Source organism: Actinoplanes sp. NPDC026619, from assembly GCF_040638295.1.
GTDB lineage: Bacteria > Actinomycetota > Actinomycetes > Mycobacteriales > Micromonosporaceae > Actinoplanes.
The window spans coordinates 95497-121727 of the sequence record NZ_JBEZYA010000003.1 but is presented as its reverse complement, the minus strand read 5'-3'; the positions used below and the strand labels follow the sequence as shown (position 1 = coordinate 121727).

23 protein-coding genes are annotated in these 26231 nt (G+C 70.5%); 12 read left to right on the top strand and 11 right to left on the bottom strand.

Annotation, left to right across the window (positions count from 1 at the left end):
• Nucleotides 1-2: 2 nt before the first annotated feature.
• The gene (locus AB0E90_RS08990) at nucleotides 3-1928 is read right to left on the bottom strand and encodes a PAS domain S-box protein (protein WP_360401698.1); all 1926 of its coding nucleotides are present in this window, start codon (nucleotides 1926-1928) and stop codon (nucleotides 3-5) included.
• Nucleotides 1929-1988: 60 nt separating this feature from the next.
• Between AB0E90_RS08990 and AB0E90_RS08985 the strand changes: the two genes are divergently transcribed.
• The 4 genes from AB0E90_RS08985 (at nucleotide 1989) to AB0E90_RS08970 (ending at nucleotide 5175) form a co-directional block, all read left to right on the top strand.
• Nucleotides 1989-2783, top strand: coding sequence for an SAM-dependent methyltransferase (locus tag AB0E90_RS08985; protein WP_360401695.1), 795 nt, complete (start codon nucleotides 1989-1991; stop codon nucleotides 2781-2783).
• Nucleotides 2784-2830: 47 nt separating this feature from the next.
• A complete protein-coding gene (locus AB0E90_RS08980; protein ID WP_360401692.1) occupies nucleotides 2831-3247 on the top strand; it encodes a response regulator in 417 nt (138 codons plus the stop codon).
• A 45-nt stretch (nucleotides 3248-3292) separates the two neighbouring features.
• Nucleotides 3293-3910: a pyridoxamine 5'-phosphate oxidase family protein gene (locus AB0E90_RS08975; protein ID WP_360402453.1), complete on the top strand. Its 618-nt coding sequence runs from the start codon at nucleotides 3293-3295 to the stop codon at nucleotides 3908-3910.
• 71 nt (nucleotides 3911-3981) lie between these two features.
• Nucleotides 3982-5175, top strand: coding sequence for a response regulator (locus AB0E90_RS08970; RefSeq protein WP_360401689.1), 1194 nt, complete (start codon nucleotides 3982-3984; stop codon nucleotides 5173-5175).
• On the opposite strand, the gene AB0E90_RS08965 is transcribed toward AB0E90_RS08970, so the two are convergent.
• Complete coding sequence (locus AB0E90_RS08965; RefSeq protein ID WP_360401686.1) at nucleotides 5172-5552, bottom strand: Hpt domain-containing protein; 381 nt, start codon at nucleotides 5550-5552, stop codon at nucleotides 5172-5174. The two genes, AB0E90_RS08970 and AB0E90_RS08965, sit on opposite strands and share 4 nt — an antisense overlap.
• A 62-nt stretch (nucleotides 5553-5614) precedes the next feature.
• On the opposite strand from AB0E90_RS08965, the gene AB0E90_RS08960 reads away from it, so the two are divergent.
• From AB0E90_RS08960 to AB0E90_RS08945, 4 genes are read left to right on the top strand one after another with little or no spacing between them, the layout of a single operon-like run.
• Nucleotides 5615-7921, top strand: a complete 2307-nt coding sequence (locus AB0E90_RS08960; protein WP_360401683.1) for an EAL domain-containing protein — start codon at nucleotides 5615-5617, stop codon at nucleotides 7919-7921.
• Between the two features lie 47 nt (nucleotides 7922-7968).
• The gene (locus AB0E90_RS08955) at nucleotides 7969-10251 is read left to right on the top strand and encodes an EAL domain-containing protein (RefSeq protein WP_360401680.1); all 2283 of its coding nucleotides are present in this window, start codon (nucleotides 7969-7971) and stop codon (nucleotides 10249-10251) included.
• A 9-nt stretch (nucleotides 10252-10260) separates the two neighbouring features.
• On the top strand, nucleotides 10261-10767 hold the full coding sequence (locus AB0E90_RS08950; protein WP_360401677.1) for a hypothetical protein: 507 nt from the start codon (nucleotides 10261-10263) through the stop codon (nucleotides 10765-10767).
• 33 nt (nucleotides 10768-10800) lie between these two features.
• Nucleotides 10801-11607 carry a hypothetical protein gene (locus AB0E90_RS08945; RefSeq protein WP_360401674.1) on the top strand — a complete coding sequence of 269 codons (807 nt, stop codon included), beginning with the start codon at nucleotides 10801-10803 and terminating at the stop codon, nucleotides 11605-11607.
• Nucleotides 11608-11621: 14 nt separating this feature from the next.
• On the opposite strand, the gene AB0E90_RS08940 is transcribed toward AB0E90_RS08945, so the two are convergent.
• Genes AB0E90_RS08940 through AB0E90_RS08910 form a run of 7 tightly spaced genes read right to left on the bottom strand, consistent with a single transcriptional unit; the run spans nucleotide 11622 to nucleotide 18473 of the window.
• Nucleotides 11622-12764 (bottom strand): ABC transporter substrate-binding protein, encoded by a 1143-nt coding sequence (locus AB0E90_RS08940; RefSeq protein ID WP_360401671.1) that lies wholly within the window; start codon nucleotides 12762-12764, stop codon nucleotides 11622-11624.
• 29 nt (nucleotides 12765-12793) lie between these two features.
• Complete coding sequence (locus AB0E90_RS08935; RefSeq protein WP_360401668.1) at nucleotides 12794-13558, bottom strand: ABC transporter permease; 765 nt, start codon at nucleotides 13556-13558, stop codon at nucleotides 12794-12796.
• Nucleotides 13555-14334, bottom strand: a complete 780-nt coding sequence (locus AB0E90_RS08930; RefSeq protein ID WP_360401665.1) for an ABC transporter ATP-binding protein — start codon at nucleotides 14332-14334, stop codon at nucleotides 13555-13557. The genes AB0E90_RS08935 and AB0E90_RS08930 overlap by 4 nt, the downstream gene beginning before the upstream one ends.
• Nucleotides 14331-15173 (bottom strand): ABC transporter permease subunit, encoded by an 843-nt coding sequence (locus AB0E90_RS08925; protein ID WP_360401662.1) that lies wholly within the window; start codon nucleotides 15171-15173, stop codon nucleotides 14331-14333. Before AB0E90_RS08925 ends, AB0E90_RS08930 begins: the two co-directional genes overlap by 4 nt.
• Nucleotides 15170-16168, bottom strand: coding sequence for a TIGR03842 family LLM class F420-dependent oxidoreductase (locus tag AB0E90_RS08920; RefSeq protein ID WP_360401659.1), 999 nt, complete (start codon nucleotides 16166-16168; stop codon nucleotides 15170-15172). The genes AB0E90_RS08925 and AB0E90_RS08920 overlap by 4 nt, the downstream gene beginning before the upstream one ends.
• 9 nt (nucleotides 16169-16177) lie before the next feature.
• Complete coding sequence (hydA, locus tag AB0E90_RS08915) at nucleotides 16178-17578, bottom strand: dihydropyrimidinase (RefSeq protein ID WP_360401656.1); 1401 nt, start codon at nucleotides 17576-17578, stop codon at nucleotides 16178-16180.
• Nucleotides 17579-17633: 55 nt separating this feature from the next.
• Nucleotides 17634-18473, bottom strand: a complete 840-nt coding sequence (locus AB0E90_RS08910; protein WP_360401653.1) for a nitrilase-related carbon-nitrogen hydrolase — start codon at nucleotides 18471-18473, stop codon at nucleotides 17634-17636.
• Between the two features lie 189 nt (nucleotides 18474-18662).
• Here AB0E90_RS08910 and AB0E90_RS08905 point away from each other — a divergent pair, with 189 nt between their 5' ends.
• Nucleotides 18663-20036 carry an aminotransferase class I/II-fold pyridoxal phosphate-dependent enzyme gene (locus AB0E90_RS08905; protein WP_360401650.1) on the top strand — a complete coding sequence of 458 codons (1374 nt, stop codon included), beginning with the start codon at nucleotides 18663-18665 and terminating at the stop codon, nucleotides 20034-20036.
• Between the two features lie 14 nt (nucleotides 20037-20050).
• On the top strand, nucleotides 20051-21352 hold the full coding sequence (locus AB0E90_RS08900; protein WP_360401647.1) for an aminotransferase class III-fold pyridoxal phosphate-dependent enzyme: 1302 nt from the start codon (nucleotides 20051-20053) through the stop codon (nucleotides 21350-21352).
• Nucleotides 21353-21648: 296 nt separating this feature from the next.
• Here the strand turns inward: AB0E90_RS08900 and AB0E90_RS08895 are convergent, their stop codons facing one another.
• A complete protein-coding gene (locus AB0E90_RS08895) occupies nucleotides 21649-22512 on the bottom strand; it encodes a phytanoyl-CoA dioxygenase family protein (RefSeq protein ID WP_360401644.1) in 864 nt (287 codons plus the stop codon).
• 258 nt (nucleotides 22513-22770) lie between these two features.
• Between AB0E90_RS08895 and AB0E90_RS08890 the strand changes: the two genes are divergently transcribed.
• Nucleotides 22771-23664 (top strand): sugar phosphate isomerase/epimerase, encoded by an 894-nt coding sequence (locus tag AB0E90_RS08890; protein ID WP_360401641.1) that lies wholly within the window; start codon nucleotides 22771-22773, stop codon nucleotides 23662-23664.
• 65 nt (nucleotides 23665-23729) lie between these two features.
• A complete protein-coding gene (locus tag AB0E90_RS08885) occupies nucleotides 23730-25733 on the top strand; it encodes a PQQ-dependent sugar dehydrogenase (protein ID WP_360402451.1) in 2004 nt (667 codons plus the stop codon).
• Nucleotides 25734-25772: 39 nt separating this feature from the next.
• On the opposite strand, the gene AB0E90_RS08880 is transcribed toward AB0E90_RS08885, so the two are convergent.
• On the bottom strand, nucleotides 25773-26210 hold the full coding sequence (locus AB0E90_RS08880; protein ID WP_360401638.1) for a helix-turn-helix transcriptional regulator: 438 nt from the start codon (nucleotides 26208-26210) through the stop codon (nucleotides 25773-25775).
• Between the last annotated feature and the right edge of the window lie 21 nt (nucleotides 26211-26231).

Genomic DNA, 26231 nt, shown 5'->3' with positions numbered 1-26231 from the left:
TGCTACGGACGGTCGAGGCACTGCTGCACCGCGGCGAGCAGCTGGTTCTTCGAGAACGGCTTCTCCACCAGGGGGGCGTCCGGGTCGAGGGTGCCCTGCGAGGCCAGCGCCGGGCGGGCATAACCGGACATGAACAGCACGCCGGCGCCGGGGCACAGCTGCTGGAAACGCTCGGCCAGGTCCTTGCCGAGCATGTGCGGCATGACCACGTCGGTGAGCAGCACGTCGATGCGGCCCGGATTCGCGGCGGCCAGGGTCAGTGCGGCCGGCCCGTCCGCGGCGATCAGCACCTCGTGCCCGGCCCCGGCCAGGATGCGGTGCAGCACGTCGCGCAGGGCCGGCTCGTCCTCGACCGCGAGGATCGTGGCACGGCGGTAGTCGACCGGCGCCGGCTCGGGCTCGGCCGCCTCGGCCGGCTCGGCTTCGGTGGTCGGCATCAGGATCGTGAACGTGGTGCCCAGGCCGGCCTCGGAGTGGATGCTCAGGTCGCCGCCGGCCGCGGTGATGATGCCGTAGACGGTGGCCAGGCCCAGCCCGGTGCCCTTGCCGGCCGGTTTGGTGGTGTAGAACGGCTCGAACGCCCGCTCGATCACCTCGGGCGGCATGCCGGTGCCGGTGTCGCTGACCCGCATCCGCACGTAGTGGCCGGTGCGCAGGGCCGGGCGGCTCGACGCGTACTCCTGGTCGACGGTCAGATCGCCGGTCTCGATGGTGAGGGTGCCGCCTCGCGGCATCGCGTCGCGGGCATTGACCGCCAGGTTCACCAGCACCTGGTCGAGCTGGCCGGGGTCGGCGGTGATCGAGGCGAGGTCCGGCGTCAGGCGTACGTCGAGGGTGATGTGCTCGCCGATCGAGCGCCGCAGCATGTCCTCGATGTCGGTGATCACGTCGTTGAGGCTGAGCGGCCGCGGCCGCACCACCTCGCGCCGGGCGAACGCGAGCAGCTGGTGGGTGAGGTCGGCGCCACGCTGGGCGGCCTTGGTGATCTGGGCGGCGTCCGCGGCGACCTCGTCCAGCCCGCAGTCGGCGGCGGTCTCGGCGATGAACGTGGCGTAGTTGCTGATCACCGCGATGAGGTTGTTGAAGTCGTGGGCCACCCCGCCGGCGAGCTGACCGAGGCCCTCGAGGCGCTGCGCCCGCTGCAACTGGGCCTCCACCTGGGCGCGTTCGGCCTCGGCCTGCAACTGCCGGAGCCGCTCGTGGGCGCGCACCCGTTCGGTGATGTCGCGGATCACCGCACAGCGGATCCGGCCGTCGTCGGTGGGCAGAATGCTCACCGACACCTCGACCGGCACGGTGCTGCCGTCGGCGCGATGGGCCCGGGTGTCTGTGCTGTGCGGCTCGTCCGGCGACGCCGGTGTCAGCTCGCCCGCCAGCGGCGGCACCAGCAGTTTGTCGATCTGCTTGCCGATCAGGCCGTGCCGGGTGAGCCCGAACAACGTCTCGGCCTGACTGTTCGCCAGCACGATCCGGCCGTCGTCGCCGACGCCGACGAACGCGTCCGGCGCGGCCTCGAGCAGGGCCTGGAAGCTGGACTCGAGGCGTTCGCGGTCGCTGACCGCCCGCGCGATCACGGTGTAACCGGCCATCTGGCCGCCGTCGCACAGCGGCGACATCGTCAGGGTGACCGGCAACCAGTGCCCGTCGCGGTGCCGGCGGCGGCTGCGGAACCGCGCGAGCCGGGCGCCCGACTCGATGAGCAGCAGCATCTCGCGCTGGTCGGCCTGCCGGTCGGGCGGGATGAGCAGGTCGGCGCTGCGCCCGACGATCTCGTCGGCCCGGTAGCCGAACAGCGCCTCGGCGGCCGGGTTCCAGGACAGGACGGTGAAGTCCCGGCCGACCGCGTAGATCGCGTCATGGGCGGTATGCACCATCGCCCGCAGCAGTTCGTCCGGCTGAGGTCGCGAAGAATCGTGCGTTTGCCCCATTACCGGACCTACATTAACGATTCGGCCCGGCTCGGGGACGGGTTTCCCTACGCTCACAGCATGGGCGCGGACGTCGAGGTCGACCCGCAGCGGCCCAGTGGCGCGCGGGTCTACGACTATTACCTCGGCGGCACCCACCACTTCGCGGCGGATCGGGAGGCGGCCGAGGTCGCGCTGGCCGCCATGCCGGAGCTGCCCGCCGTGCTGCGGTGCGGGCGTGACTTCCTGCGCCGGGCGGTCACCGTGGCCGCGTCGGCCGGCCTCTCCCAGTACCTCGACCTCGGCGCCGGCATCCCGGCCGCCGGGGACGTGCCGTCGACGGCACGCGCCCTGGTCGGCGACGCCCGGATCGTCTCGGTCGATGTCGACCCGGTCGCGGTCGTGCACACCCGCCGGCTCGCCGGCGACGATCCGCGCTCGGCGGCGCTGCTGGCCGACCTGACCGACGCCGGCGCGGTGCTCGAGTCGGCTGCGGAGCTGCTCGACCTGGAGCGGCCGGTCTGCCTGCTGGTGGTGGCGGTCGCGCACTTCATCCCGGACACCGAGCGGCTCGGCCGGGCCCTCGAGCGTTACCGGGATGCAGTCGCCCCGGGCAGCTACCTGGCGCTGTCGCACGCCTGCAACGACGGGGGCGAGCCGCCGCCGTACGCCCACCAGGTGCTGCGCATCTACAACCACACGACGTCGCCGATGATGATGCGCGAACGCGACGAGTTCCGGGCCTTCTTCGGCGACTGGCCGCTGCTCGACCCGGGTGTCGTGCCGGCCGCGTCGTGGCGTCCGTCGCCGGGCGGCGAGGACCCGGGTGAGGTGGTCCGGCGGTCGCTGCTCGCGGGCGTCGCGGTCAAGCCATAACCGCCAAACCACCACAAGCTGTAGGTGGTACGGCGCATGCTGGACCAATGGCGGTAGTACTCGTTGCCGAGGACGACCAGGACATCGCGGTGATCGTCACGCGGCTGCTCAGCCGGGCCGGGCACACCGTGGTGCATCGACCGGACGGGATGGCCGCCTTCGAGCAGGCCGTCGCCGACCGGCCCGACGTGCTCCTCACCGACCTGGGCATGCCACGGATGGACGGGATCGAGCTGACCCGGGCCGTCCGGGCGCACCCGGACCTGGCCGACATCCCGATCGTCATGCTCAGCGGCCACCTGCATCCCGGCGACAACCATCCGGTCGAGGCCGGCTGCTGCGCCGTGCTGCTCAAGCCCTGCCCCAACGACCAGCTCCGCGAGGTCGTGCAGGAGCTCGTCGACCGTGGCCCCCATGCCCACAGCGGCACCTCCTGCCTGGCCCACCATCCGGTGAGCGCCTAAAGTCTCGGGGTGCTCTCCCCGACGCCTCGTACCCGGCACCGCCGGATGAAGGAGAACGGCCGCACCTCGCCGGCCGATCTCGACGCCGTGCTCGCCGCCGGCCTGGTCGCCCACCTCGGCGTGCTGGTCGACGGCCACCCGATGGTCGTGCCGACCGTCTACGGCTACGACGACCGGCAGATCTTCCTGCACGGCTCGGTGGCGAGCCGGAGCCTCCTCGCCGACGCGGAGGCCTGCGTGACCATCACCGTGCTCGACGGGCTGATCCTGGCGCGCTCGGTCTTCGAGCACGGCGTGAACTACCGCAGCGCCATGATCTACGGCGTGCCGCGGAAGGTCACCGACCCCGACGAGCTGCTCTACGGCCTGCGCCTGCTCACCGAGCACGTGACGCCCGGCCAGTGGGATTACGCCCGCCGCCCCTCGAAGAAGGAGCTGGCCGCCACCGCGCTGCTGGCGATCCCGCTCGCCGAGGCCTCGGTCAAGATCAGCGACGGTCCGCCCGACGACGGCGACGGGCGGGACGCCGCGCTCGGCCTCTGGGCCGGCCGCCTGCCGGTGACCGCCACCTGGGGCACTCCGATCGCCGACCCGCTGCTGCCGGCCGGAATCGACCCACCCCCACACATCGCCGACCGCACCGGCCGCCCGATCACCGGCTAAATCCTCACTCTCGGCGGCTTACGTCCGAATATTCGGACGTAAGCCGGCACACACAGGGCGGGGTCGAAGCGATGGTGAACGAGCAGGCGAGCGGGCGTCCGACGGTTTTGCTGGTGGACGACGAGAACGAGATCCTCGAGGCGCTCGCACTGCAGCTGCGCCGCGACCACAAGGTGCTCACCGCCGCCAGCGGCGACGACGCGCTGCGCGTGCTCGCCGAGACCGGCCCGGTCGCCGCGGTGATCAGCGACCTGCGGATGCCCGGCATGGACGGCGTCGAGCTGCTGCGCCGCATCCAGCTCGAGTACCCCGACACCACCCGGGTGCTGCACACCGCGCAGAGCGACCTGAGCGTGGCGATCTCCGCGATCAACGACGGCGGCGTCTACCGCTACCTGGCCAAGCCGGTGAAGACCGACGACCTGCGCGCCACCGTGCACGACGCGGTCGAGCTGCACGGGCGGTCGACAACCGAGCGGCACCTGCTCGACACCACGCTCAAGTCCAGCATCCAGGCCGTCTTCGGCTGCCTGGAGCTGGCCAGCCCGGCCGCGTTCGCCCGGGCCGGCCGGATCCGCACCCGGGTCGCCGGCCTGTGCCAGACGATGCAGCTGGAGGCGCTCTGGGAGATCGAGGTCGCCGCGATGGCCTCGCAGCTCGGCGCGGTCACCATCCCGCCGAGCGTGCTCGCCAAGCTGGACAAGGGGCTGCCCTGCACCGAGGAGGAGCAGCACATGGTCGACGCCATGCCCGGCGTCGCGGTGCAGCTGCTCAAGGGCATCCCGATGATGGAGGACGTCCTCGACATCGTCCGCGGCCTCGACCCGAAGCGGGTGAAGAACCCGGCCAAGCCGCAGTCACCGCTCATCGAGGCGGCCATCGACGTCATCCGTACCGCGATGGACTTCGAGACCCTCGAGAGCCGCGGCATGGAGTTGGAGAGCGCCATCGCGGTGCTCGAGTGCCGCGAGGACAGCGCGCTGCAGGTGCTCAGCGCGCTGCGTGAGGTCAACGGCCTCGACAAGGTCGCCGAGCGGCAGGTGCGCGGCCTGAAGGTCGCCGACCTCGAGGTGGGCATGCGCGTCGCCGAGGACATCGCCGCCACCAACGGCCTCGTGCTGATCGGCCGCGGCATGGTGGTCACGTCGCTGCTGCTGGACCGCCTGGACAACTACGCCCGGATGATCGAGATCATCGAGCCGGTGCTGGCCATCCCGGGCGCGCTCAACCCGATCGAGGTCGCCGACGCCGACCTCAACGGCTAGCTCGGCTCCAGTTCCTTCGCGAGGCTTTCGAGCAGGCCCAGCACCAGGGCCTGCTCGGCGGCGAGCCGGCCGAGTGTCAGATCCGGGTCCGGCACGACGCCGTCGCGGGCCGAGTCCTCCACCTCACGGAAGATGGCCGCCAGCTGGTCGGCGCCGATGTTGGCGGCCGACCCCTTCAGGCTGTGCGCCTGATCCTGCACGGCGCGGTGATCGCCCCCGCGCAGCAGCTCGGCCAGCCGATCGACCCCGCCGGGCGTCTTGGCCACGAACGACCGGGCCAGCCGCGCCATCAGCGCCCGCTCCCCGTCGCCCGGTTCCGGCCCGCCGATGTCGGCCAGCCGGGCCCGGATCTCGCCTTCCCGGGTGCTCACGTCCATGGCCTCATCCTCCGTCCGTGCGCACCCCGGCGGAGCGGATTCCGGCTACTCCTACAGTGCGCGTGCGTGCGGCCGATCACACCGGCATGACCCTCCGCCGGCCCTCGCCCCGCCCGTACGTGCTCGCCACGTTCGGCGTCGCGGCGTTGTCGATGCTGTGGTACCTCGTGTACGCCGTGTTCGGGCTCGGCCCGTCGGTGTTCGCCTACTTCGGCTCACCGCTCGCTTCGGCCACCGGCGCCGTGGCGGTGCTCGGGCTGCTGCGCTGGGTGCCGCTCGCACCGGCCGCCGTCACGTTCTGGCGGCTGATCCTCGTGCTCGAGGCCACCGTCGCGTTCGGCCGCGGAGTGCAGGCCGTGCTCGCCGTCCTCGCGTACCCGGACAAGCCGAGCGTGCCCGCCTTCGTCAGCGCGTTCACGGCGGCCGGCCTGGTCGCCGCGATCGCCGCGATCTGCCTGGTGCCGCTGGGCGACATCTCCCGGGCGGAGCGGCGTAAGCGGCTGCTCGACCGGGCCATCGCGTTCTTCGGTTGTGCCACCCTGCTCTGGTTCGCGTCGCTCGGCCCGCTGGTGAACGCGCACGAGCAGTGGCCGCTGCGCACCAAGCTCATGGTGGGGCTGGCGCTGCTGATGAGCGCGCTGGGCATCAGCCGGGTGGCATATGTGCCGGGTGGCCCGGTGGACCGGGTCGCGGTGCGGCTGGTCGCCTCCAGCGGACTCGCCACCGCCGTCTACGCGATGCTGGCCGCGCACGCCGGCCACCAGGTCTCGACGTTCGGCCAAGCGGTGCTGCTGCCGCTCGGCCCGGTGGCGATCACCCTCGCGGTGGGCCGCCAGTGGCGGTACTCCGGCGCCGAACAGCGGCGCGAGGCGTGGCTGCCGTACCTGGCCGTGCTGGCCGTCGACATCCCGCTGGTCATCACCGTTTTCGGCCCGATGGGCTGGCCGGGCCGGATCGTGGTGCTGCTCGCCGTGTTCGTCACCCTGCTCGCCTCGTTGCGGCACCTGTTGGCCTACCGGGAGAACCGGCGCCTGATCGCCGCTCAGCAGGAGGCTCAGGTCCAGCTGCGCTGGGACGCCACGCACGACTCGCTGACCAGCCTGGCCAACCGCAGCCTCTTCCACGACCGGCTCGGCCTGGCCCTGGAGTGCGGCCCGGCCACCGTGGTGCTGGTCGACCTGGACGACTTCAAGACGGTCAACGACTCGCTCGGCCACGAGATCGGCGACGACCTGCTGCGGGCGGTCGCCGACGGGCTGGGCGCGGCGGTCGGCGGGGACGGGCTGGTGGCCCGCCAGGCCGGCGACGAGTTCGCGGTGCTGATCGACGACCCGAAGGTGCAGGCCGAGGACGTGGTGTCCCGGATCGGCGCGGTGCTGGGCAGCTCGCTCAGCGAGCACCGGCTGCTCATGCACGCCAGCGCCGGCCTCGCCACCGCCCCGGCCGGCACCGCGGTGGACAGCCTGATGCGCGACGCCGACACCGCCCTGTTCGCCGCCAAGCAGCGGGGCAAGGACAACTGGGTGCGGTTCACGCCCGGCATGGAACGGCCGGTGGTGGCCGACGCGCAGCTCGGCGCCGAGCTGCGGCGCGGGCTGGAGAACGGCGAGTTCCGGGTGGTCTACCAGCCCCTGGTCGACCTGCACCTGCGCCAGGTGATCGGGGTCGAGGCGCTGGTCCGCTGGCAGCACCCGACCCGCGGGGTGATCAGCCCGGCCGACTTCATCCCGGTGGCCGAGCGCACCGGCCTGATCGTGCCGCTGGGCCGGTTCGTGCTGCGCGAGACCTGCCGGCAGGCGGCCGCCTGGCTGGCCGAGTTCGGCCCGGAGGTGCTGCAGAAGGCCGGCCCGAACGTGTCGGTGCGGCAGCTGCACGACCCGGACTTCGTCGACGACGTGCGCGCCGCGCTGGCCGACAGCGGCCTGCCCGGTGAGCTGCTGGTGCTCGAGCTGACCGAGTCGGCGGTGCTGCGCGGCCAGCAGGTGTCGCAGACCCTGCACGAGCTGCACGACATGGGCGTACGGCTGGCGCTTGATGATTTTGGGACGGGTGAGTCGTCGCTGAGCCTGTTGCGCGCGTTCCCGGCCTCGATCGTGAAGCTGGACAAGTCGTTCGTCGACGGCATCGAGTTCGACGAGGAGGGCACCCCGGAGGCGAACGCCCGGCAGGCGGTGGCCCGCGCGGTGATCCAGCTGGCCGGCGCGCTCGACCTGGACACGGTGGCCGAGGGCATCGAGAACGAGGAGCAGGCGGCCCGGTTGCAGCGGCTCGGCTACTCCCTCGGCCAGGGTTTCCACCTGGCCGAGCCGATGACCCCGGCCGAGGTCGGCGCGATGATGGCCGGTCAACGCCAGCTCGACGCAGCGTGACGGTGGAAACTCCTACAGTTGCCGCCGGATCCGCCGAACCGTCTCAGGTGACCCGCGCTCCGAAGTTCCACCTCGTGGCAACCAGCGGGATCCTCCTGGTCTGGACGGCCTGGTACCTCTTCTGGCTGGTCGGCGGGCCGGGCCCGGCTGTGCTCTGCTATCTGGCGATGCCGCTGGGCGCGGCGGTGGCGGCGCACAGCATCTACCGCCTGATCCGCTCGCTCGACCTCGACCCGGTCTCCCGGCGGTTCTGGCGCGGCCTGCTGGTCGCGCTGTCCCTGGTCGCGGCCGGCTACACGATCCTGGCCGTGGCCGGATTCCAGCAGCAACCCGTGCTGCCCGACATGCCGATATCGGCCGCCGCCCTGGTCGGCGTGGCCTTCCTGATCGCCATGTGGTCGGTGGGGCGGGTCCCGCTCGGCATCAGCAGCCGCAACCAGCGCTGGAAGCAGTGGCTGGACCGGGGCATCGCGTTCTTCGGCTGCAGCACCGTGCTCTTCCACTTCGCGCTGGCGCCGATGGTGGGCTCGTCGGCCGGCTGGAGCGCCCAGATGCTGGTGCTCCTGTCACTGTCGTTCGTCCTCGCCGTGGGCGGCATCACCAAGGTGTCGTACATCGGTGGTGGCGGTCCCGTCGACCGGGTCGCGATCCGGCTGGTCGGCTCGGGCGGCCTGGTCGGCGCGGGCATCGCGGTCCTGTCGGTGATGGGCGGCGCCGACAGCGTCATCCCGGCCCAGGCCGTGGTGATGCCGTTTGCCCCGCTGCTGATCACGCTGGCCGTGCGCCGCCAGTGGAACTCCACCGGCACCAAGCCGCGCCGGCCCAACACCTGGCTGCCCTACCTGGCCATCGCGGCCGTCGACATCCCGCTGCTGAGCCTGCTGTTCCACCGCGAGCTGCACTGGGACGGCCACCTCGTGATCACCATGGCCGTGCTGGTCAACACCCTGGTCGCGGTGCGCCAGCTGGTCGCGATGCGGGAGAACCAGCGCCTGCTGCGGGAGAAGCGCGCCTCTGAGGAGCGGCTGCGCCACGAGGTCACCCACGACGGCCTCACCGGCCTGGCCAACCGTGGCCTGTTCCGGGAGCGGCTCGGCGCCGCCCTCGACCGTGGCGCCGCCACCGTGCTGCTGGTCGACCTGGACGACTTCAAGACCGTCAACGACTCCCTCGGCCACGAGATCGGCGACCACCTGCTGATCGCGGTGGCCGAGTCGCTGCGCGTCGCGGCCGCCGGCGACGGCCTGCCGGTGCGGCTGGGCGGCGACGAATTCGCCGTCCTGATCGAGGGCGACGACGTGATCGGCGAGGCGGTCGCCGAGCGGATCCTCGAGTCGTTCACCGGCCCGGTCAGCTCCCACCACCTGCTCGTGCACGCCAGCATCGGCATCGCCACCGCGAACACCGGCACCCCGCTCGACCACCTGCTGCGCGACGCCGACGTGGCGATGTACGCCGCCAAGCAGCGCGGCAAGGCCAACTACGTCCGCTACCACGGCGGCATGGAGCAGCCGGTGTTCGCGCACGCCCAGCTCGGCGGCGAGCTGCGCCGGGCGCTGGACGCCGACGAGTTCCGGGTGTTCTACCAGCCGATCTGGGATCTCGAGCGGGAGCTCATCATCGGGGTCGAGTCGCTGGTGCGCTGGCAGCACCCGACCCGCGGCCTGGTGCCGCCGATCGAGTTCATCCCGGCCGCCGAGGGCACCGGCCTGATCGTGCCGCTGGGCCGGTTCGTGCTGCGCGAGACCTGCCGGCAGGCGGCCGCCTGGCTCGCCGAGTTCGGCCCGGACGCGCTGCAGAAGATGGGCCCGAACGTGTCCGTCCGGCAGCTGCACGACCCGGATTTCCTCGGCGACGTCGAGGCGGCGCTGGCCGACAGCGGGCTGCCCGCCGACCGGATCGTCTTCGAGCTGACCGAGTCGGCGGTGCTGCGCGGCCCGCAGGTGCTGCAGACCCTGCACCGGCTGCACGACATGGGCATCCGGCTGGCGCTGGACGACTTCGGGACGGGTGAGTCGTCGCTGAGCCTGCTGCAGGCGTTCCCGGCGTCGATCCTGAAGCTGGACAAGTCGTTCGTCGACGGCATCGAGTTCGGCGAGGAGGGCACGCCGGAGGCCAACGCCCGGCAGGCCGTCGCCCGTGCGGTCATCCAGATGGCGCACGCGCTCGGCCTGGACACGGTGGCCGAGGGCATCGAGAACCAGGTCCAGGCGGACCGGCTGCGCGGCCTGGGCTACACCCTCGGCCAGGGCTACCACCTGGCCCGCCCGATGCCGGCCGAGGACTTCACCCGCCTCCTCGCCGCTCAACGGGAAAAAGTCGCAGCATAAGGTACGGCAGTGGACGACGAGGCCGAATCCCTCCAGCAGTGGCTGGCCGACCTGCAGTTCGCCGACCTGGCCGAGGGGCAGGCGACGGCCAAGCTGGTCGACGCGGTCGTCGCGTGGGCCGAGGCCCGGGGCTGGCGGGTCTACCGCCGGGCGCCCAGCGTCTTCCCGCTGCCGCCCCCGCTGAAGGGCAACTCCGTGCTCGACGTCGCCTGCGCCCGCCCCGGCGGCCAGCCGATCGCCATCGAGGTCGACCGCCTCGACCGGCAGCGCACGGTCGACAAACTGCTGGCCGAGGCGGCCGCCGGCCGGCTCGCCATCTGGGTGCGCTGGGGCGCCGGCCCGTTCCGCCCGCCGCCGCTGCCGCTGCACCTGGTCACCCGGGAGGCGTCGCGCACCCGCGGCCTCTGGCACACGGTCACCGACCGGCCGGCCCCGCAACACACCGCCGTCGTGGTAGCGGAGGCCACACAGTTGCCGATGGGCGACGCTAATACCGGGCATCCGCCGGACGATTAGGTAGCTCGGGTAGGCAAGTGAGGAGCCGCGATCATGTTTCCGGGAATGGCGATGGTCGCGCAGTCCGTTCACCCGCGCGGTCACTCCGCCGAGTGGTGGGGGCAGTTCGAGGACGTCTCGGTGAGGTTCGACGCGGCCTCGGTCACCGAGGGCATGGCCGAGGTGATCATCCCCAAGATCCCGTCGCCGCTGCTGCGGCGGGAGGCCGAGATCGCGGCAGAGGTGGTGGTTCTGCACCTCAACAAGCCCGCCAGCGAGGAACTCAAGGTGCGGGCGATGCGGGCGGTCCACCGCCTGGTGGCGACGGTGGAACGGCTGACCGAGCGGGCCACCAGCGAGGAGAGCGCCACCGACGCCGCGTACGCCCTGTGCCACGCCCTGGAAGGCCGCTGGGCCGACGCGGCCGCCGAGGCCGAGCCGCTGGTCGGCACCCAGGTCCTGCTGCGGGTCTTCGTCACGGCGCTGCGCCTGGAACGGTTCGACATCGCGCTCGCGGTCCGGTTGCTGCGGGCCGGGAAGACCCCGCAGACCGCGGTCGAGGCCGGTCTGGTGGTCGGCAAGTACGCCTGGTGGCCGGAGTGGCTGATCACCATCGTCACCGAGCGGGCGCTGGCCGGGAATCTCACCACAGAGACCATCACGGCCCTGGACCGATGTGCGTACGCGGAGCTGAGCCCGGGGCAGTCGCGCACCGCGCGCCGCCTGCTCAACGGCGACGAGACGCTGATCGACGGCGCCGCCCTCCGCCTGGAGACCCTGGGCGAGCCGGAGGCGGCGGCGAAGCTGCGCGAGGGCGACCTGAGTGCGGTCGCCCTCGCGGCCAGGCTTATTCCGCTCTGACGTCTTTCAAAAAGCTAGGCGCCGCCCTCTTCCAGCGTGACCGTGGTCGGCTGGAAGGACGTGCCGTTGACGTCCACGCCGGCCGCCTTGGCCGCCGTGATCGCCTGGTTGATGTAGTCGTTGGTGTAGGCCTTGTCGTCCGGCGCCTTCTTCAGCACCGTGTCGCCGGTCTGGTTTTTGGTGGTCTGCGAGATGTCGACGGTCTGCTTCCAGGCCGCGTCGTCGACCACGCCGATGCCGCCGGCCGCCGGCCAGATCAGCTTGTTGACCTCGTTCATCTGCCACAGCTGGTGGCTCTTGCCGAGCTTGGAGCCCGTGGCCACGACCATGTCGCGGCACTTCTCGGCGTTGTCCCGGCAGAACGCCCAGCCCTTGATCGTGGCGGTCAGGAACTTCACGGTCTGCTGCTGGTACGCCGTGTCGCTGAGCTTGGCGGTGTTCGCCCACACCGCGTCCTGCAGCATGGCCGAGCCCTCGTTCTTCCAGTCGATGATCGAGAAGTCATCGGCCGTGTAGAGCTTGCCGGTCTTCGGGTTCTTCGCCTCGAGCAGCTGGGCGTACTCGTTGTAGCTCATCGCCTGGGCGGCGTCGATCTCGTGCTTGAGCAGCGCCTGCATGTCGAACTGCTGCTGCACCAGGGTGACGTCCTTGCCCGGGTCGATCCCGGCCTTGGTCATGCCGGCGAACAGCTCGAACTCGTTGCCGAAGCCCCAGTTGCCGACCTTCTTGCCCTTGAGCTGGGCGGCCGACGTGATCCCGGAGTCCTTCCAGGCCACCTGGTAGGTGCCGGAGCGGCCGAAGATCTGCCCGACGTCGGTGATGCCGGCGCCCTGCTCCCGGGAGGCGAGCGCCTTCGGCACCCAGGCCACCGCGTAGTCGGCCTTGCCGGTGGCCAGCACCGTCTGCGGGACGATGTCGGTGCCGCCCTCGAGCAGCTGCACGTCGAGGCCCTGCTCCTTGTAGAAGCCCTGGTCGACGGCGGCGATGTAGCCGGCGAACTGGGCCTGGAAGAACCACTGCAGCTGGAGCTTGATGGGGGTGAGCTCCCCGCTCGCCGCCGGAGTGGCGGTGCTGCTGTCGTCGTCGGCGGTGCCGCAGCCGGCAAGAATGAGGGCGGAAGTAGCGGCAATAGCCGTAAATATCCGTACCTTGCGCATTAAAGGTCCTCCGGGGGTTGTTTCAGAAATCAGGAAATCAGCCGTGTACGCCACGGCATGGCGAGCCGCTCCAGCAGGAGCGTCGTGAGGTAGAAGGCCAGTCCGAGCAGGCAGGCGCCGACCACGAAGGCCCAGGCACGGGGGTAGGCGGTGAACGACGCCGCGGAGGTGATCCGCGAGCCGAGCCCGTCCTGCAGCCCGCCGAAGTACTCGGCGACGACCGCGGCGATGACGGCCAGCGACGACGCCTGCCGCAGGCCGGTGAAGACATAGGGGAGTGCGCCGGGCAGGCGGACCTTGCGGGCGAAGGTCCAGCCGCTCGCGGCGTACGTGTGCATGAGCTCTTGATGGATGGGGTTGACTTCCCGCAGGCCACGCAGGGTGTTGAGGAAGACCGGGAAGAACACGATGATCGCGGCGACGATGCGGCGGGGGATGCTGCTGGTGGCCTCGAACATGTTGTTGAGGATCGGGGCGAGCGCGATGATCGGCAGGGCGCTGATCACCGCGGCGAACGGGATGGACACCTCGGCGAGCGGCCGGAACCGGCTGGCCGCCATCGCGAACAGCACGCCCAGGATCGCCCCGGCGACCAGCCCGATCAGCGCGTTGGTGCCGCTGGCGAGGGCCGCCTCCCAGACGTTCTGTTTCTGCTCGACCAGCTCGGCCCAGATGGCGCTCGGGGACGGCAGGATGAACGGCGCGATCCGCCCCAGGTCAACGGTCAACTGCCAGGCCAGGATCGCGGCTACGCCGACGACCACCGGCGGGAGAACATTGCGCACCCACTTCATGTCGCGCTCTTCGCGGGCACGCCACGCAACGCCTGCCGTACGGCGGTGACGTGCTCGAAGTATTTCTCGGACTGCCGGGCCGCCTCGTCGCGGGCGGGCAGGTCGACGTCGATGGAGGCGGTGATCCGGCCGGGCCGGGCCGACATGATTACGACCTTGGTCGACAGGAAGACCGCTTCGGAGATGGAGTGTGTGACGAAGACGGTGCTGGTGCCGGTCTTGGCGCAGATGTCGAGCAGCTCGGTCTGCAGCCGTTCCCGGGTCATCTCGTCGAGCGCGCCGAACGGCTCGTCCATGAGCAGCAGCGGCGGCTGCACGGCCAGGGCCCGGGCGATCGCGACCCGCTGCTGCATGCCGCCGGAGAGCTGGGCGGGGTAGTGCCCGGCGAAGTCGGACAGCCCGACCAGCGCGAGCATCTCCTCGGCCTTGGCCTTGCGCGAGGCCTTCTTCAGGCCGCGCAGCTCGAGGGGGAGTTCCACGTTGCGCAGCACGGTCCGCCACTCGAACAGCCCGGCCTGCTGGAACGCGATGCCGTAGTCCTGGTCGCGGCGGGCTTTGTCGGCGCTCTTGCCGGCCACGGTGACCGTGCCGGTGGTCGGCTGGATCAGGTCGGCGACCAGGCGCAGCAGTGTGCTCTTGCCGCACCCGGACGGCCCGATCAGCGAGACGAACTCGCCGTCGCCCACGGTCAACTCGACATCGGAGAGGGCAGTTACCTCGTCGTTCCTGCCCTGGTTGAAGACCTTCGTGACGTTGTCCACGACGACGGCGGTCAAAGCGTTACCACCTCCACGTGGCGCCGGTGCCTCATGAGCGGCACTTCGAGCAGGGTGACGACGCCGGCGACGAACAAGCCCAGCAGGGCCGCGCCGAGCATCGCGGTGTAGACCTTCGCGGGGTCACTGGTGGCCTCGCGGGAGTATTCGATGATCAGGCGGCCGATGCCGCCCCGGGTTCCGGTGGAGATCTCGCCGACCACCGCGCCGACCACCGCGGCCGCCCCGGCCAGGCGCAGCGCCGGGAACAGGTAGGGCAATGAGGCCGGGAAGCGGAGCTTGATCAGCGTGCGCCACCACCCGGCGGCGTAACTGCGCATCAGCTCCACGCCGCTCGCCGCCGGCGACTGCAGACCGCGCAGCATGCCCACCGCGACCGGGAAGAACGCCAGGTAGGAGGCGATCACCGAGACCGTCGCCCAGGGCGGCATGATGGTGCCGCCCCAGCCGGCCACCAGCGGCGCGAGCGCCACCAGCGGCACGGTCTGGCTGAGGATGACGTACGGCAACAGGCCGCGTTCGACGAGCCGGAACTGCTGCATGAGTACGGCGAGCAGCAACCCGACCAGCGCGCCGGTAACGAAGCCGACCGCGGTGATGCCGAACGTGAACGCGCAGGCGTGCAGCACCACGATCCAGACCGGTTGCCCGCCGGTCAGCTCGGGCTTGCCCAGCCGCTGGAACACCGTCCACAGGTGCGGCATGGACAGGTCGTCGGCGCGGGGCAGGAACCGCACCCCGAACAGCACGGTGCCGTCCGGGCTGCCGACGAGTTTGTAGCCCTCCCACAGCGCCGCGAAGATCACGACGCCGAGGAGGACGTACAGGGCTCTCTTCATTTAATAGCCGGGATGATCTGCGAGCCGTAGGCCTCGAGCGTGGCCAGTTTTGCGTCGTGCTGCAGGTAGACCGCGAACTGGTCGACGCCCAGCGCCTTCAGTTCCTCGAGCCGCTTCAGGTGATTTTCCACCGGGCCGAGGATGCAGAACCGGTCGACGATCTCGTCCGGCACGAACGTGGTGTGGCTGTTGCCGGCCCGCCCGTGCTCGGCGTAGTCGTAGCCCTGCCGGGCCTTGATGTAGTCGGTCAGCGCCTGCGGCACCGCGCCGCCGTCGCCGCCGTAGCGCCCGACGATGTCGGCGATGTGGTTGCCGACCATGCCCCCGAACCACCGGCACTGCTCGCGCTGGTGTTCGAGGTCGTCGCCGACGTAGGCGGGCGCGGCCACGCAGAACTTGATCGACATCGGGTCCCGGCCGGCCTTCTCGGCGGCGGCGCGGACCGCGCCGATCATCCAGGCCGCGATGTCCGGGTCGGCGAGCTGCAGGATGTAGCCGTCACCCACCTCGCCGGTCAGGGCCAGGGCTTTCGGCCCGTACGCCGCGACCCAGACCTCCAGCCGCGAGTCGGGCGCCCAGGCGAACTGGAGTTCCTTCTCGCGCAGGGTCACCTTCTCGCCGCTGCCCAGGCCCTTGATGACCTGGACCGCTTCGCGGAGCTGCCCGAGCGTCTGCGGCTGCGCGCCGAGCACCCGCAGCGCCGAGTCGCCCCGGCCGATGCCGCAGATCGTCCGGTTGCCGTACATCTCGTTGAGCGTGGCGAACAGCGACGCGATGACCGTCCAGTCCCGGGTGCCCGGGTTGGTGACCATCGGGCCGACGATCACGCGCTCGGTCTCGTCGAGGATCTTCGAGTAGATGACGAACGGCTCCTGCCACAGCACGTGCGAGTCGAACGTCCACACGTGGCTGAAGCCGGCCGCCTCGGCCTTCTTGGCCATCTCGACCACGCCCAGGGCGGGCGGGTCGTTCTGTAAAACGACTCCGATGTCCATGTGCGCCCCTCAGACCAGGTAGTCGCTGAGCGAGCGGGGAACGTACTTGCCGCGGCCTTTTCGGCCTTGGTATTCGCCGCCGCTGGCGATGACCTCGCCGCGGGACAGGACGGTGTCGACCTTGCCGTCGATCTCCCAGCCTTCCCAGGCCGAGTAGTCCATGTTCATGTGGTGGGTCTCGACGCTGATCCGGGTGCGGCCGTTCGGGTCGTAGAGCACGATGTCGGCGTCCGAGCCGGGCGCGATGATGCCCTTCTTCGGGTACATGCCGAACATCCGGGCCGGCGTGGTCGCGATCGTCTCGACCCAGCGGGCCAGCGACAGCTTCTTGTCGACGACGCCTTGGTAGAGCAGGTCGACGCGGTGCTCGACGCTGCCGATGCCGTTCGGGATCTTGGAGAAGTCGCCGATCCCCATCTCCTTCTGGTCCTTCATGCAGAAGGGACAGTGGTCGGTCGAGACCACGGAGAGGTCGTTGGTGCGCAGGCCCTGCCACAGGTCGGCGCGGTGGCTCTCCTTGCCGGAGCGCAGGGGAGTGGAGCAGACCCACTTGGCACCCTCGAAGCCCGGCGCGCCGAGCTGGTCCTCGAGCGTCAGGTAGAGGTATTGAGGGCAGGTCTCGGCGAAGACGTTGCGACCGAGATCCCGAGCATTCCGGACCTGCTCCAGGGCCTTCGACGCGGACAGGTGCACAATGTAGAGCGGACAGTCGGCGGCCACACTGGCCAGCCAGATCGCCCGGCTGGTCGCCTCGGCTTCGAGCTCCTGCGGGCGGGTGATCCCGTGATAGATCGGATCGGTCTCGCCCCTTTCCAAAGCCTGCTTGACGAGTACGTCGATGGCCGGACCATTTTCCGCGTGCATCATGATCATGGCGCCGTTGTCGCGCGCCTTCTGCATCGCCCGCAGGATCTGGCCGTCGTCGGAGTAGAAGACGCCCGGGTACGCCATGAACAGCTTGAAGCTCGTGATGCCCTCGCTGGCCACCAGCTGGTCCATGGCCTTGAGCGAGTCGTCGTCGACGCCACCGAGGATCATGTGGAAGCCGTAGTCGATGTGGCACTGGTCGGCCGTCTTGGCGTGCCAGGCGGCCAGCCCGTCCTGCACCACCTCGCCGTACTTCTGAATGGCGAAGTCGATGATCGTGGTCGTGCCGCCGATGGCGGCCGCCTTGGTGCCGGTGTCGAACGTGTCGCTGGCCTCGGTGCCGCCGAACGGCATCTGCATGTGCGTGTGCGCGTCGATCGCACCCGGAATCACATACTTCCCGGTGGCGTCGATGATCTCCGGGCCCTCGGGCGCCTGCCCCGGGGCGAAGATCGCCGCGATGGTCTCGCCGTCGACGAGGACGTCGCCGGCGTAGGGCCCGGTCGGCCCGACGACGGTGCCGCCCTTGATCAGGATCGTCACAGTGCCCCCTTCGTTCGCGACTGCGGGGCTCGCAAAACCGGCTCTCTCCTCGCGCTCACAGCTCCACCGTCCGCGTGTAGGCCTCCGGCCGGCGGTCCCGGTAGAACTGCCAGCGCTCGCGGACCGTCTTGATCAGGCCCAGGTCGAGGTCACGGATGATCAGCTCCGGGTTGTGGGTGTCGCCGACGTCGCCGACGAACTTGCCCTCCGGGTCGACGAAGTAGGACTGTCCGTAGAAGTCGTCGTCGCCGAGCTCCTCGATGCCGACCCGGTTGATCGCGCCGATGAAGTACTCGTTCGCCACGGCGCTGGCCGGCTGCTCCAGCTGCCACAGGTAACTCGACAGTCCACGGCTCGTGGCGGACGGGTTGAAGACGATCTGCGCGCCGCCCAGGCCCAGCTCACGCCAGCCCTCCGGGAAGTGCCGGTCGTAGCAGATGTAGACGCCGACCTTGCCGACCGCGGTGTCGAAGACGGGGAAGCCGAGGTTGCCGGGACGGAAGTAGAACTTCTCCCAGAAGCCGTTGACCTGCGGGATGTGGTGCTTGCGGTACTTGCCCAGGTACTTCCCGTCGGCGTCGACCACGGCCGCGGTGTTGTAGAGGACGCCCTCCTGCTCCTTCTCGTACATCGGCAGGACCATCACCAGGCCGAGCTCGGCCGCGAGCGCCTGGAAGCGCTCGGTGGTCGGGCCGGGAATGGACTCGGCGTACTCGTAATATGCGGCGTCCTGCACCTGGCAGAAGTAGGGGCCGTAGAAGAGCTCCTGGAAGCAGATCACCTTCGCCCCAAGGGCTGCGGCGTCACGGGCGTAATCCTCGTGCGCCTTGATCATCGATTCCTTGTCGCCCGTCCAGGTGGTCTGGACGAGAGCGGCGCGGACGATGTCGGTCATGACTGCCCTCCTTGCTTGATCAGTTGCCGGTCACGGGCACGGTGGAAGCGCCTGTGATCGTCTGTCTACTCCCCGTTATACGGCCTTCGCTAGGTCTTGCCTGACGGGTTCAGATGCCGTAGGACACTAACGACACACATCGAGGCGGACAATTGCTCGTAAGTTACAAGTTGTTTCGGGAAGGCAAACTTGATCGAGCTGATTACGGGGTCGGTGGACGATCGAAGTGCTAGGGGCATCGCCGCGGCGGTAGGCCGTCTGGTCAGCGACGGGAGCTTCCCGCCCGGTGCCCGGCTGCCGACCGTGCGGGACGTCGCCCGCGAGCTCGGGGTCAGCCCGACCACCGTCAGCGAGGCCTGGCGCAGCCTCACCCGGGCCGGCGCCATCCAGACCCGCGGCCGCTCCGGCACGTTCGTGGCCGCCCCCGGCGCGCCCCGGGCCGGCTGGCGGTTCGCCCAGATGGGCACGGCCGCCGTGGTCGCCCGCGACCTGTCCACCGGCGTGCCCGACCACGACCTGCTGCCCGACCTGACCGACGCGCTCAAACGGCTCGGCGACGGCCGGCTGACCGCCGGCTACCTCGACGACCCGGTGCTGCCCGCGCTCGAGGAGGTGCTGCGCGACCGCTGGCCGTTCCCGCCCGAGCGGCTCACCGTCGTCGACGGCGCGCTCGACGCCCTGGACCGGGTGATCACCGCCGTGGTCCGTTTCGGCGACCACGTGATCGTCGAGAACCCGGCCTTCCCGCCCCTGCTCGACCTGCTCCAAACCGTCGGCGCGACCGTCCTCGGGGTGCCTCTCGACGACCAGGGCATGCGGCCCGACCGGCTGCACGGGGTCCTCGCCGAGCACCCGGCCGTCGCGGTGTTCCTGCAGCCCCGGGCGCACAACCCGACCGGCGTCAGCCTCTCCGCCACGCGGGCCGCGGAGATCGCCACCATCCTCGGCGAGTTCCCCGGCGCCACCGTCGTCGAGGACGACCACGCCGGCGACATCGCCACCGCGCCACCGGTGAGCCTCGGTTCCTTCCTGCCCGGCCGCACCCTGCACGTGGCCAGCTTCTCCAAGAGCCACGGACCCGACCTGCGGCTGGCCGCGATCGGCGGCCCCGCCTCGCTGGTCGCCGCGGTCGCCGACCGGCGCCACCTCGGCCCCGGCTGGTCCAGCCGGCTCCTCCAAGCCGTGTTGCTGGACCTGCTCACCGACCCCGGCGCGATGGCGCAGGTCGCCGACGCCCGGGGGGCGTACGCCGCCCGCCGCACCGCCCTGCTCACCCGCCTGCACGAGCGCGGCGTGACCGCCACCGCCGCCGACGGCATCAACCTGTGGATGGCCGTCGACGACCAGCAGATCGCCATGGTGTCGCTTGCCGCGCGCGGCATCGCGGTCGCCCCGGGCGCGCCGTTCTGTGTCACCCCGCTCGCCGGCGACCACGTCCGTGTCACGGCCGGCCTGGTCGCCGGCGGCTACGACGACCTGGCCGACGCCCTCGCCTCGGCCGCCATCCTCGACAGCCGCGGCAGCGGCCCCCGAACCCGCCAGCACCCGCGCGGCTGGCGTTAGGCAAGGAGCTCTCCATGTCAGATGACCTGTTGGCCCGTCACCAAGCCGTGCTGCCGGACTGGATGCCCATCTACTACGGCGACGACGCGATCGAGATCGTTTCCGGCTCCGGCCGGCGGGTCACCGACGGCGCCGGCCGCACCTACCTGGACTTCTTCGGCGGCGTGCTGACGAACATGATCGGGTACGACATCGCCGAGATCAACGAGGCGGTGCAGCGGCAGCTCGCCACCGGCGTCGTGCACACCTCGACGCTCTACCTGATCCGGCAGCAGGTCGAGCTGGCCGAGAAGATCGCCCGGCTCTCCGGCATCCCGGACGCCCGCGTCTTCCTCACCAACTCCGGCACCGAGGCCAACGAGACCGCCCTGCTCATGGCCACCAACGTGCGCCGCTCCAACCAGATCCTGGCGATCAAGAACAGCTACCACGGCCGGACGTTCGCGACCATGGCGGTCACCGGCCACCGCTCCTGGTCGTCCAGCTCGCTGAGCCCGCTCAACGTCTCCTGGCTGTCCTCGGCCGACCGGCTGCGCGGGCGGATGGCCCGGCTCAACGACGGCGACCTCGCCGAGGCGGCCGTCGACGACCTGCGCGAGGTGCTCGCCACCGTCACCGCCGGGGACGTGGCCGCGCTGATCGCCGAGCCGATCCAGGGCGTGGGCGGGTTCGTCGCGGCGCCCGACGGGGTGCTCGGGGCGTACCAGAAAGTCTTGAATGAATCTGGCATCTTGCTCATCGCGGACGAGGTGCAGAGCGGGTGGGGGCGCACCGGCGATCACTTCTGGGGCTACCAGGCGCACGGCGTGACGCCCGACCTGATCACGTTCGCGAAAGGGATCGGCAACGGGTTCGCGCTCGGCGGCGTGGTCGGCCGGGCGTCGGTGATGAACGCGGTGCCGGCGATCAGCTTCTCGACGTTCGGCGGAAACCCGCTCTCCGCGGCGGCCGGCAACGCGGTCCTCGACTACGTGCTCTCGCACGACCTCCAGGCCAACGCGGCCGCGGTCGGCACGCTGATCCTGGACGGCCTGCGCGCGCTCGACGCGCCGATCGTGGGGGAGGTGCGCGGCCGCGGCCTGATGATCGGCATCGAGTTCGTGCGCCCCGGCACCACCGAGCCCGACCCGGCCGCGACCGTCCGCGTCTTCGACGAGTGCCGCGCCGGCGGCCTCCTGGTCGGCAAGGGCGGCCTCTACGGCAACGTGATCCGCATCGGCCCCGCCCTGACCCTGACCGAGTCCGAGGCCCGCGAAGGCCTCGCCGTCCTGACCGACGCCATCACCCGGGTCGACGCGGAGTCCCGCATCGCCTGATGGTGGGCGGCCGGGCCGGCGGTTCGCTCACACGATGCCGGCCCGGCCGCCGCCCCCGGTCGGCCGAACCGGAGGCGTTGCCACCGGCCCCGTCGCCCTCCCCGGTGCCCCGCACGCCCCGCAACCCGGACGACCAGGGGGCTGGCCACGGTGGGTTGACAGGCTGAGCGAAGCTGGGATGTGGGGTCGAGCGTGGGCCGGAGGCCTTGACCGTCGGCCCCGCTTGTCCGGTCGCACAGGCTCGGTGAGGCGTCCGGGATGGGGCGGGGCCGACGGAGATTACTTTCCGTTACCGCCTAGCGGAGCCATGGAATGGATCGGTCGAGCAGGCCGCGCGTTTGCAATTCGTGGCGCAACGGGATTTTCTCGTCAATGTATCCGTCCCAATTCACGCCCCAGTGATTGGCGGTGTGAGTTGCTTCACCGAGCAATTGTTTCTGCACCGGGGTGCGATTGCGCCACCACTCGCCGTCGCGGTCGATCGGCATGTCGTCGAGCGGCCGGATCCATCGATAGGTGTAACCGACGAACAGCATCTTGCGGGTCACCGCGCTGCGGTTGACCGAGCGCGAGTGCCACAGCCGGCGGTCGAAGACGAACGCGTCGCCCGGGTTCGCGGTGATCTCCACGGTGCCGCGCGGGTCGCTGCCGTCGTCGGTGCGGTCCAGGGTGTTGCGCAGGTGGCTGCCCGGGATGACCTTGGTGGCGCCGCGGCCGGTGCGGGACAGATCGGACAGCACGTAAGCGACCTTGAGTGACAGCATCGGCCGTGGCTGGTCGCCGAACAGCATCTCCGGGTCGGAGTTCTGCCGGTATCCGTCCTGGTGCCAGCCCCAGGCCGGCGGCGCCTCGTCCGGCGTCGGCGGGGTCACGTCGAGGTGGTTGTGGTGCGAGTAGATGTTCCACCCGGCCAGGCCCCACACGTACGGGAAAGTCGTCGGCTGGGTGAGCAGCTCGCCGAACTCCTCGTCCCGGTCCAGGAAACCGAGCAGGTGCAGGGTCCCGCCGTCCGTGCGCTCGGTGGCGTAGACCCGGTCGACGGCCGCCTCGAGCCGGGCGCGATGCTGCTCGGTGAGCGCGCCGCGAATGAGCAGGATCCCTTCCCGCTGGAATTCGTCGCGCTGTTCGGGCGTGATCGCCTCGAATCCGGTCGGATTCATTTCCGGTCCCCCTCCAGCATTTGTCTGTTCAGTTGTCCCCCGGGGGATCCGGTGCTTCACGATAAAAGACGCACCGACCCGGCTACCGCGTTGCACCGAAGCGAAAACAAATCGCAAATCGGCATCATCAGTGACGCTGAGTAGCGAAGGGTTTTGCTCGGACTTCGAGAACTTTTGCTGGATATGAAGAAACTTGGGTTCACTGTGGACGAAACTTCTCGGTAATCTGCGCGGACAGCTATCCAAAGGAGAGCGTCAATGAATCGCCGCCAACTCCTCGGTGCCGCCGCAGCCGCGGGCGCCGCCAGCACTCTCGCCGCTCCCACCGCCGCTTCGGCCGGCGCCGGCGGTTCTCTGCACCGTGTGCCGCGTGACCAGATCAGCGTGCAGCTCTACACGCTGCGCAATCAGCTCCAGATCGACCTCGCCGCCAGCCTCGCCGAGCTCGCCGAGATCGGTTACAGCCGGGTCGAGCACGCCGGCTTCGTCAGCCGTACGGCGGCGGAGTTCCGCGCCGCGCTCGATGCCGCCGGCATCCGGGCCACCTCGGGCCACGTCGGCATCCCGCAGCCGTTCGACGCGAACGTGTGGGAGCAGGCCCTCGAAGATGCCAACGTGGTCGGCAACCACTTCATCGTCCACCCGTTCTTCGGGCAGGGCCCGACCGGGCCGATCCGCGACGCCGCCGTCTACCGGGCCTTCGCCCGCGACCTCAACCGGGCCGGCGCCCTCGCCCGGCGAGCCGGGCTCGACTTCGGCTACCACAACCACCACGCCGAGTTCTTCCGGCAGAACGGCACGAGCCAGACGGGGTACGACATCATCACCGGCGAGACCGACCCGCGGAACGTGCACCTCGAGGTCGACCTGTTCTGGGCGTTCCGCGGCGCACACGACCCGGTCGACCTGATCTCGCAACTGCGCGGGCGGATCAAGCAGGTCCACGTCAAGGATCTCGACGTCAACGCGAGCTTCGCCGACCCGGGTGACGGGCTGATCGACTTCGGCCGGATCTTCGCCCGCTCCCGGGAGGCCGGCCTGATCGAATACATCGTCGAACGCGACGACGCCGGGTCACCGCCGCGCACTCCGGCGCAGGCCCTCGACACCGCCCGGGTCGGGTTCAACTATCTGGCCGGGCTGCGGTTCTGATGCTCCGCCGTACCGGATTAGTGGCATTTGTCGGCGCAGCCGTGCTTGCTGTCCCGGCCGTGGCCATGGCTCATCCGGGCCATGAGTTGCCGCCCTCGTCCGACTTCCAGAAGGTCACCCTCGACGACTTCCCGGGGGAGCCGATCGCCCTCGCCGTCCTGCCCGACCGGCGGGTGCTGCACACCGCCCGCAGCGGCGAGGTCCGCATCCACGAGCCGTCGACCGGCCGCAACGTCCTGGCCGGCAGGATCCCGGTCTACCTGCACGACGAGGAGGGGGTGCAGGGCGTCGCGATCGATGCCGACTTCTCGCGGAATCACTGGGTGTACATCTACTACTCACCGCCGCTGAACACCCCGGCCGACGACCCGGCGACCCCGATCTTCAACGAGGGGGACGCGCCGTCCACCGGTACCGCCGCCGACTTCGCGCCGTTCAAGGGCGTCATGCGGCTGTCCCGCTTCAAGCTGACCGGCAACACCCTGGTATTGCCTTCGGAGCAGCGGATCATCGAGGTCGGGACCGACCGGGGGATGTGCTGCCACGTCGGCGGGAAGATCGACTTCGACAGCCAGGGCAACCTGTATCTGTCCACCGGCGACGACAGCAACCCGTTCTTCTCCGACGGCTACGCCCCGATCGACGAGCGTGCCGACCGCAACCCGGTGTTCGACGCGCAGCGCTCCGCCGGCAACACCAACGACCTGCGCGGCAAGCTGTTGCGGATCAGGGTCGGGCGCAACGGCGGCTACACGATCCCGCGCGGCAACCTCTTCCGGCCCGGTACGGCGCAGACCCGCCCCGAGATCTACGCGATGGGCCTGCGCAACCCGTTCCGGTTCACCGTCGACCCGGTGACCGACGTCGTCTACCTGGCCGACTACTCGCCCGACGCGCAGGTGGCCAACCCGGCCCGCGGTCCCGCCGGTCAGGGCCGCTGGATGGCGATCGACAAGCCGGCGAACTACGGCTGGCCCTACTGTGTTGCCCCCGACCAGCCCTACGTCGACTACGACTTCGCCACCGGGGTCTCCGGCGCGCCGTTCGACTGCAAGCATCCGGTCAACGCGTCGCCGCACAACACCGGTTTGCGTAACCTGCCGCCGGTGGAGAAGGCCGAGGTCATTTACTCGTACGGCGCGAGCACGGCGTGGCCCGAGCTGGGCACCGGCGGCATCGGCCCGATGGGTGGCCCGGCGTACTCCTACTCCCGGACCCTGCGCTCGCCGTTCAAGTGGCCGGCCACGTTCGACGGCCTGCCACTGTTCGCCGAGTGGACCCGCGACTACGTCAAGGCGTTCCACCTGGACCGCCGTAACCAGGTCACCCAGATCGACCCGGTCCTGCCGGAGATCGTCTTCGACAACCCGATGGACCTGGAGTTCGGCCCGGACGGCGCGCTCTACGTCCTCGAGTACGGCGACGGTTACTTCAGCGAGAACCCCGAGGCCCAGCTGGCCCGGATCGACTACGTCCGGGGCAACCGCACCCCGATCCCGAAGATCTCGGCCACCCCGGCGTCCGGCCAGGCCCCACTGACCGTGACGTTCTCCAGCGCCGGCACCACCGACCCCGACGGCGACACCCTGTCGTACGCCTGGGACTTCGACGCCGACGGCCGGGTCGACTCGCGTGCCCCGAACCCGACCTACACGTTCACCGGGAACGCCGACTACCGCCCGGTCCTCAAGGTCACCGACAGCACCGGCCGCTCGGCCAATGCCGAGGTGCTCCTCCCGGTCGGCACCCTCGCGCCCGTGGTCACGTTCGTGACCCCGACCGAGGATCAGCCGTTCAGCTTCGGCGACACGGTCACCTATCAGGTGGCGGTGACCGACGACGCCCCGATCGACTGCGCGCGGGTGACGGTGAGCTACATCCTCGGCCACGACCAGCACGGCCACCCACTGTCCACGTCGTCCGGCTGCACCGGCTCGATAACCACGTTCCTCGACCCCGGCCACGCCGGATCCGACAACCTCACCGCCGTCTTCGTGGCGTCCTACACCGACACCGGCGCCCCGCCGCGAACCGGCAGCGCGACCGTGGTGCTGACTCCGGCCGCCTGACCGCAGCGCCGGCCGGGCCGAGGGGGCCCGGCCGGCCTGTCACTTCGCCGGGTGCGGATGCAGCGTGACCAGCAGCAGCGCGTCGAGCAGGCGGAACCAGTCGGGTTCGGCCAGGTCGCGCCCGGCCAGCCCGGCCAGCGAGCCGAGCAGCCGCCCGGCCAGCTCGGCCGAATTTTCCCCGGTCGCCTCGGCGATGGTCTGCACGTCCCGGCGGAACCGGGGCGTGCGGCCGAGCCGAACCAGCGAGGCCGGCAGCGCGGCCGGCTCCACCGCGGCGCCGCCGGCCGGTTCGAGGTGGAGCATCAGCGTCGCGCCGTGCGCCCGGGCGAGCCGGTCGATCGCGTCCACCGTGGGGTTGCCGCGGCCGTTCTCGAGGTTCGCGATGTACGGCACCGAGAGGCCGGCCTCGGCCGCCACCGAGGCCAGGGTGCGCCCGCTCGCCGCACGCAGAGCACGTAACTGCCGGCCCAGATCCACACCGCACTCCTGTTCCCTCGG

What these genes read in the sequence shown, in the direction of transcription:
- AB0E90_RS08990 (WP_360401698.1), bottom strand. Translation starts at nt 1,928, where the DNA reads ATGGGGCAAACGCACGATTCTTCGCGACCTCAGCCGGACGAACTGCTG.
- AB0E90_RS08985 (WP_360401695.1), top strand. Translation starts at nt 1,989, where the DNA reads ATGGGCGCGGACGTCGAGGTCGACCCGCAGCGGCCCAGTGGCGCGCGG.
- AB0E90_RS08980 (WP_360401692.1), top strand. Translation starts at nt 2,831, where the DNA reads ATGGCGGTAGTACTCGTTGCCGAGGACGACCAGGACATCGCGGTGATC.
- AB0E90_RS08975 (WP_360402453.1), top strand. Translation starts at nt 3,293, where the DNA reads ATGAAGGAGAACGGCCGCACCTCGCCGGCCGATCTCGACGCCGTGCTC.
- AB0E90_RS08970 (WP_360401689.1), top strand. Translation starts at nt 3,982, where the DNA reads ATGGTGAACGAGCAGGCGAGCGGGCGTCCGACGGTTTTGCTGGTGGAC.
- AB0E90_RS08965 (WP_360401686.1), bottom strand. Translation starts at nt 5,552, where the DNA reads ATGGACGTGAGCACCCGGGAAGGCGAGATCCGGGCCCGGCTGGCCGAC.
- AB0E90_RS08945 (WP_360401674.1), top strand. Translation starts at nt 10,801, where the DNA reads ATGTTTCCGGGAATGGCGATGGTCGCGCAGTCCGTTCACCCGCGCGGT.
- AB0E90_RS08940 (WP_360401671.1), bottom strand. Translation starts at nt 12,764, where the DNA reads ATGCGCAAGGTACGGATATTTACGGCTATTGCCGCTACTTCCGCCCTC.
- AB0E90_RS08935 (WP_360401668.1), bottom strand. Translation starts at nt 13,558, where the DNA reads ATGAAGTGGGTGCGCAATGTTCTCCCGCCGGTGGTCGTCGGCGTAGCC.
- AB0E90_RS08925 (WP_360401662.1), bottom strand. Translation starts at nt 15,173, where the DNA reads ATGAAGAGAGCCCTGTACGTCCTCCTCGGCGTCGTGATCTTCGCGGCG.
- AB0E90_RS08920 (WP_360401659.1), bottom strand. Translation starts at nt 16,168, where the DNA reads ATGGACATCGGAGTCGTTTTACAGAACGACCCGCCCGCCCTGGGCGTG.
- AB0E90_RS08910 (WP_360401653.1), bottom strand. Translation starts at nt 18,473, where the DNA reads ATGACCGACATCGTCCGCGCCGCTCTCGTCCAGACCACCTGGACGGGC.
- AB0E90_RS08900 (WP_360401647.1), top strand. Translation starts at nt 20,051, where the DNA reads ATGTCAGATGACCTGTTGGCCCGTCACCAAGCCGTGCTGCCGGACTGG.
- AB0E90_RS08895 (WP_360401644.1), bottom strand. Translation starts at nt 22,512, where the DNA reads ATGAATCCGACCGGATTCGAGGCGATCACGCCCGAACAGCGCGACGAA.
- AB0E90_RS08890 (WP_360401641.1), top strand. Translation starts at nt 22,771, where the DNA reads ATGAATCGCCGCCAACTCCTCGGTGCCGCCGCAGCCGCGGGCGCCGCC.
- AB0E90_RS08885 (WP_360402451.1), top strand. Translation starts at nt 23,730, where the DNA reads ATGGCTCATCCGGGCCATGAGTTGCCGCCCTCGTCCGACTTCCAGAAG.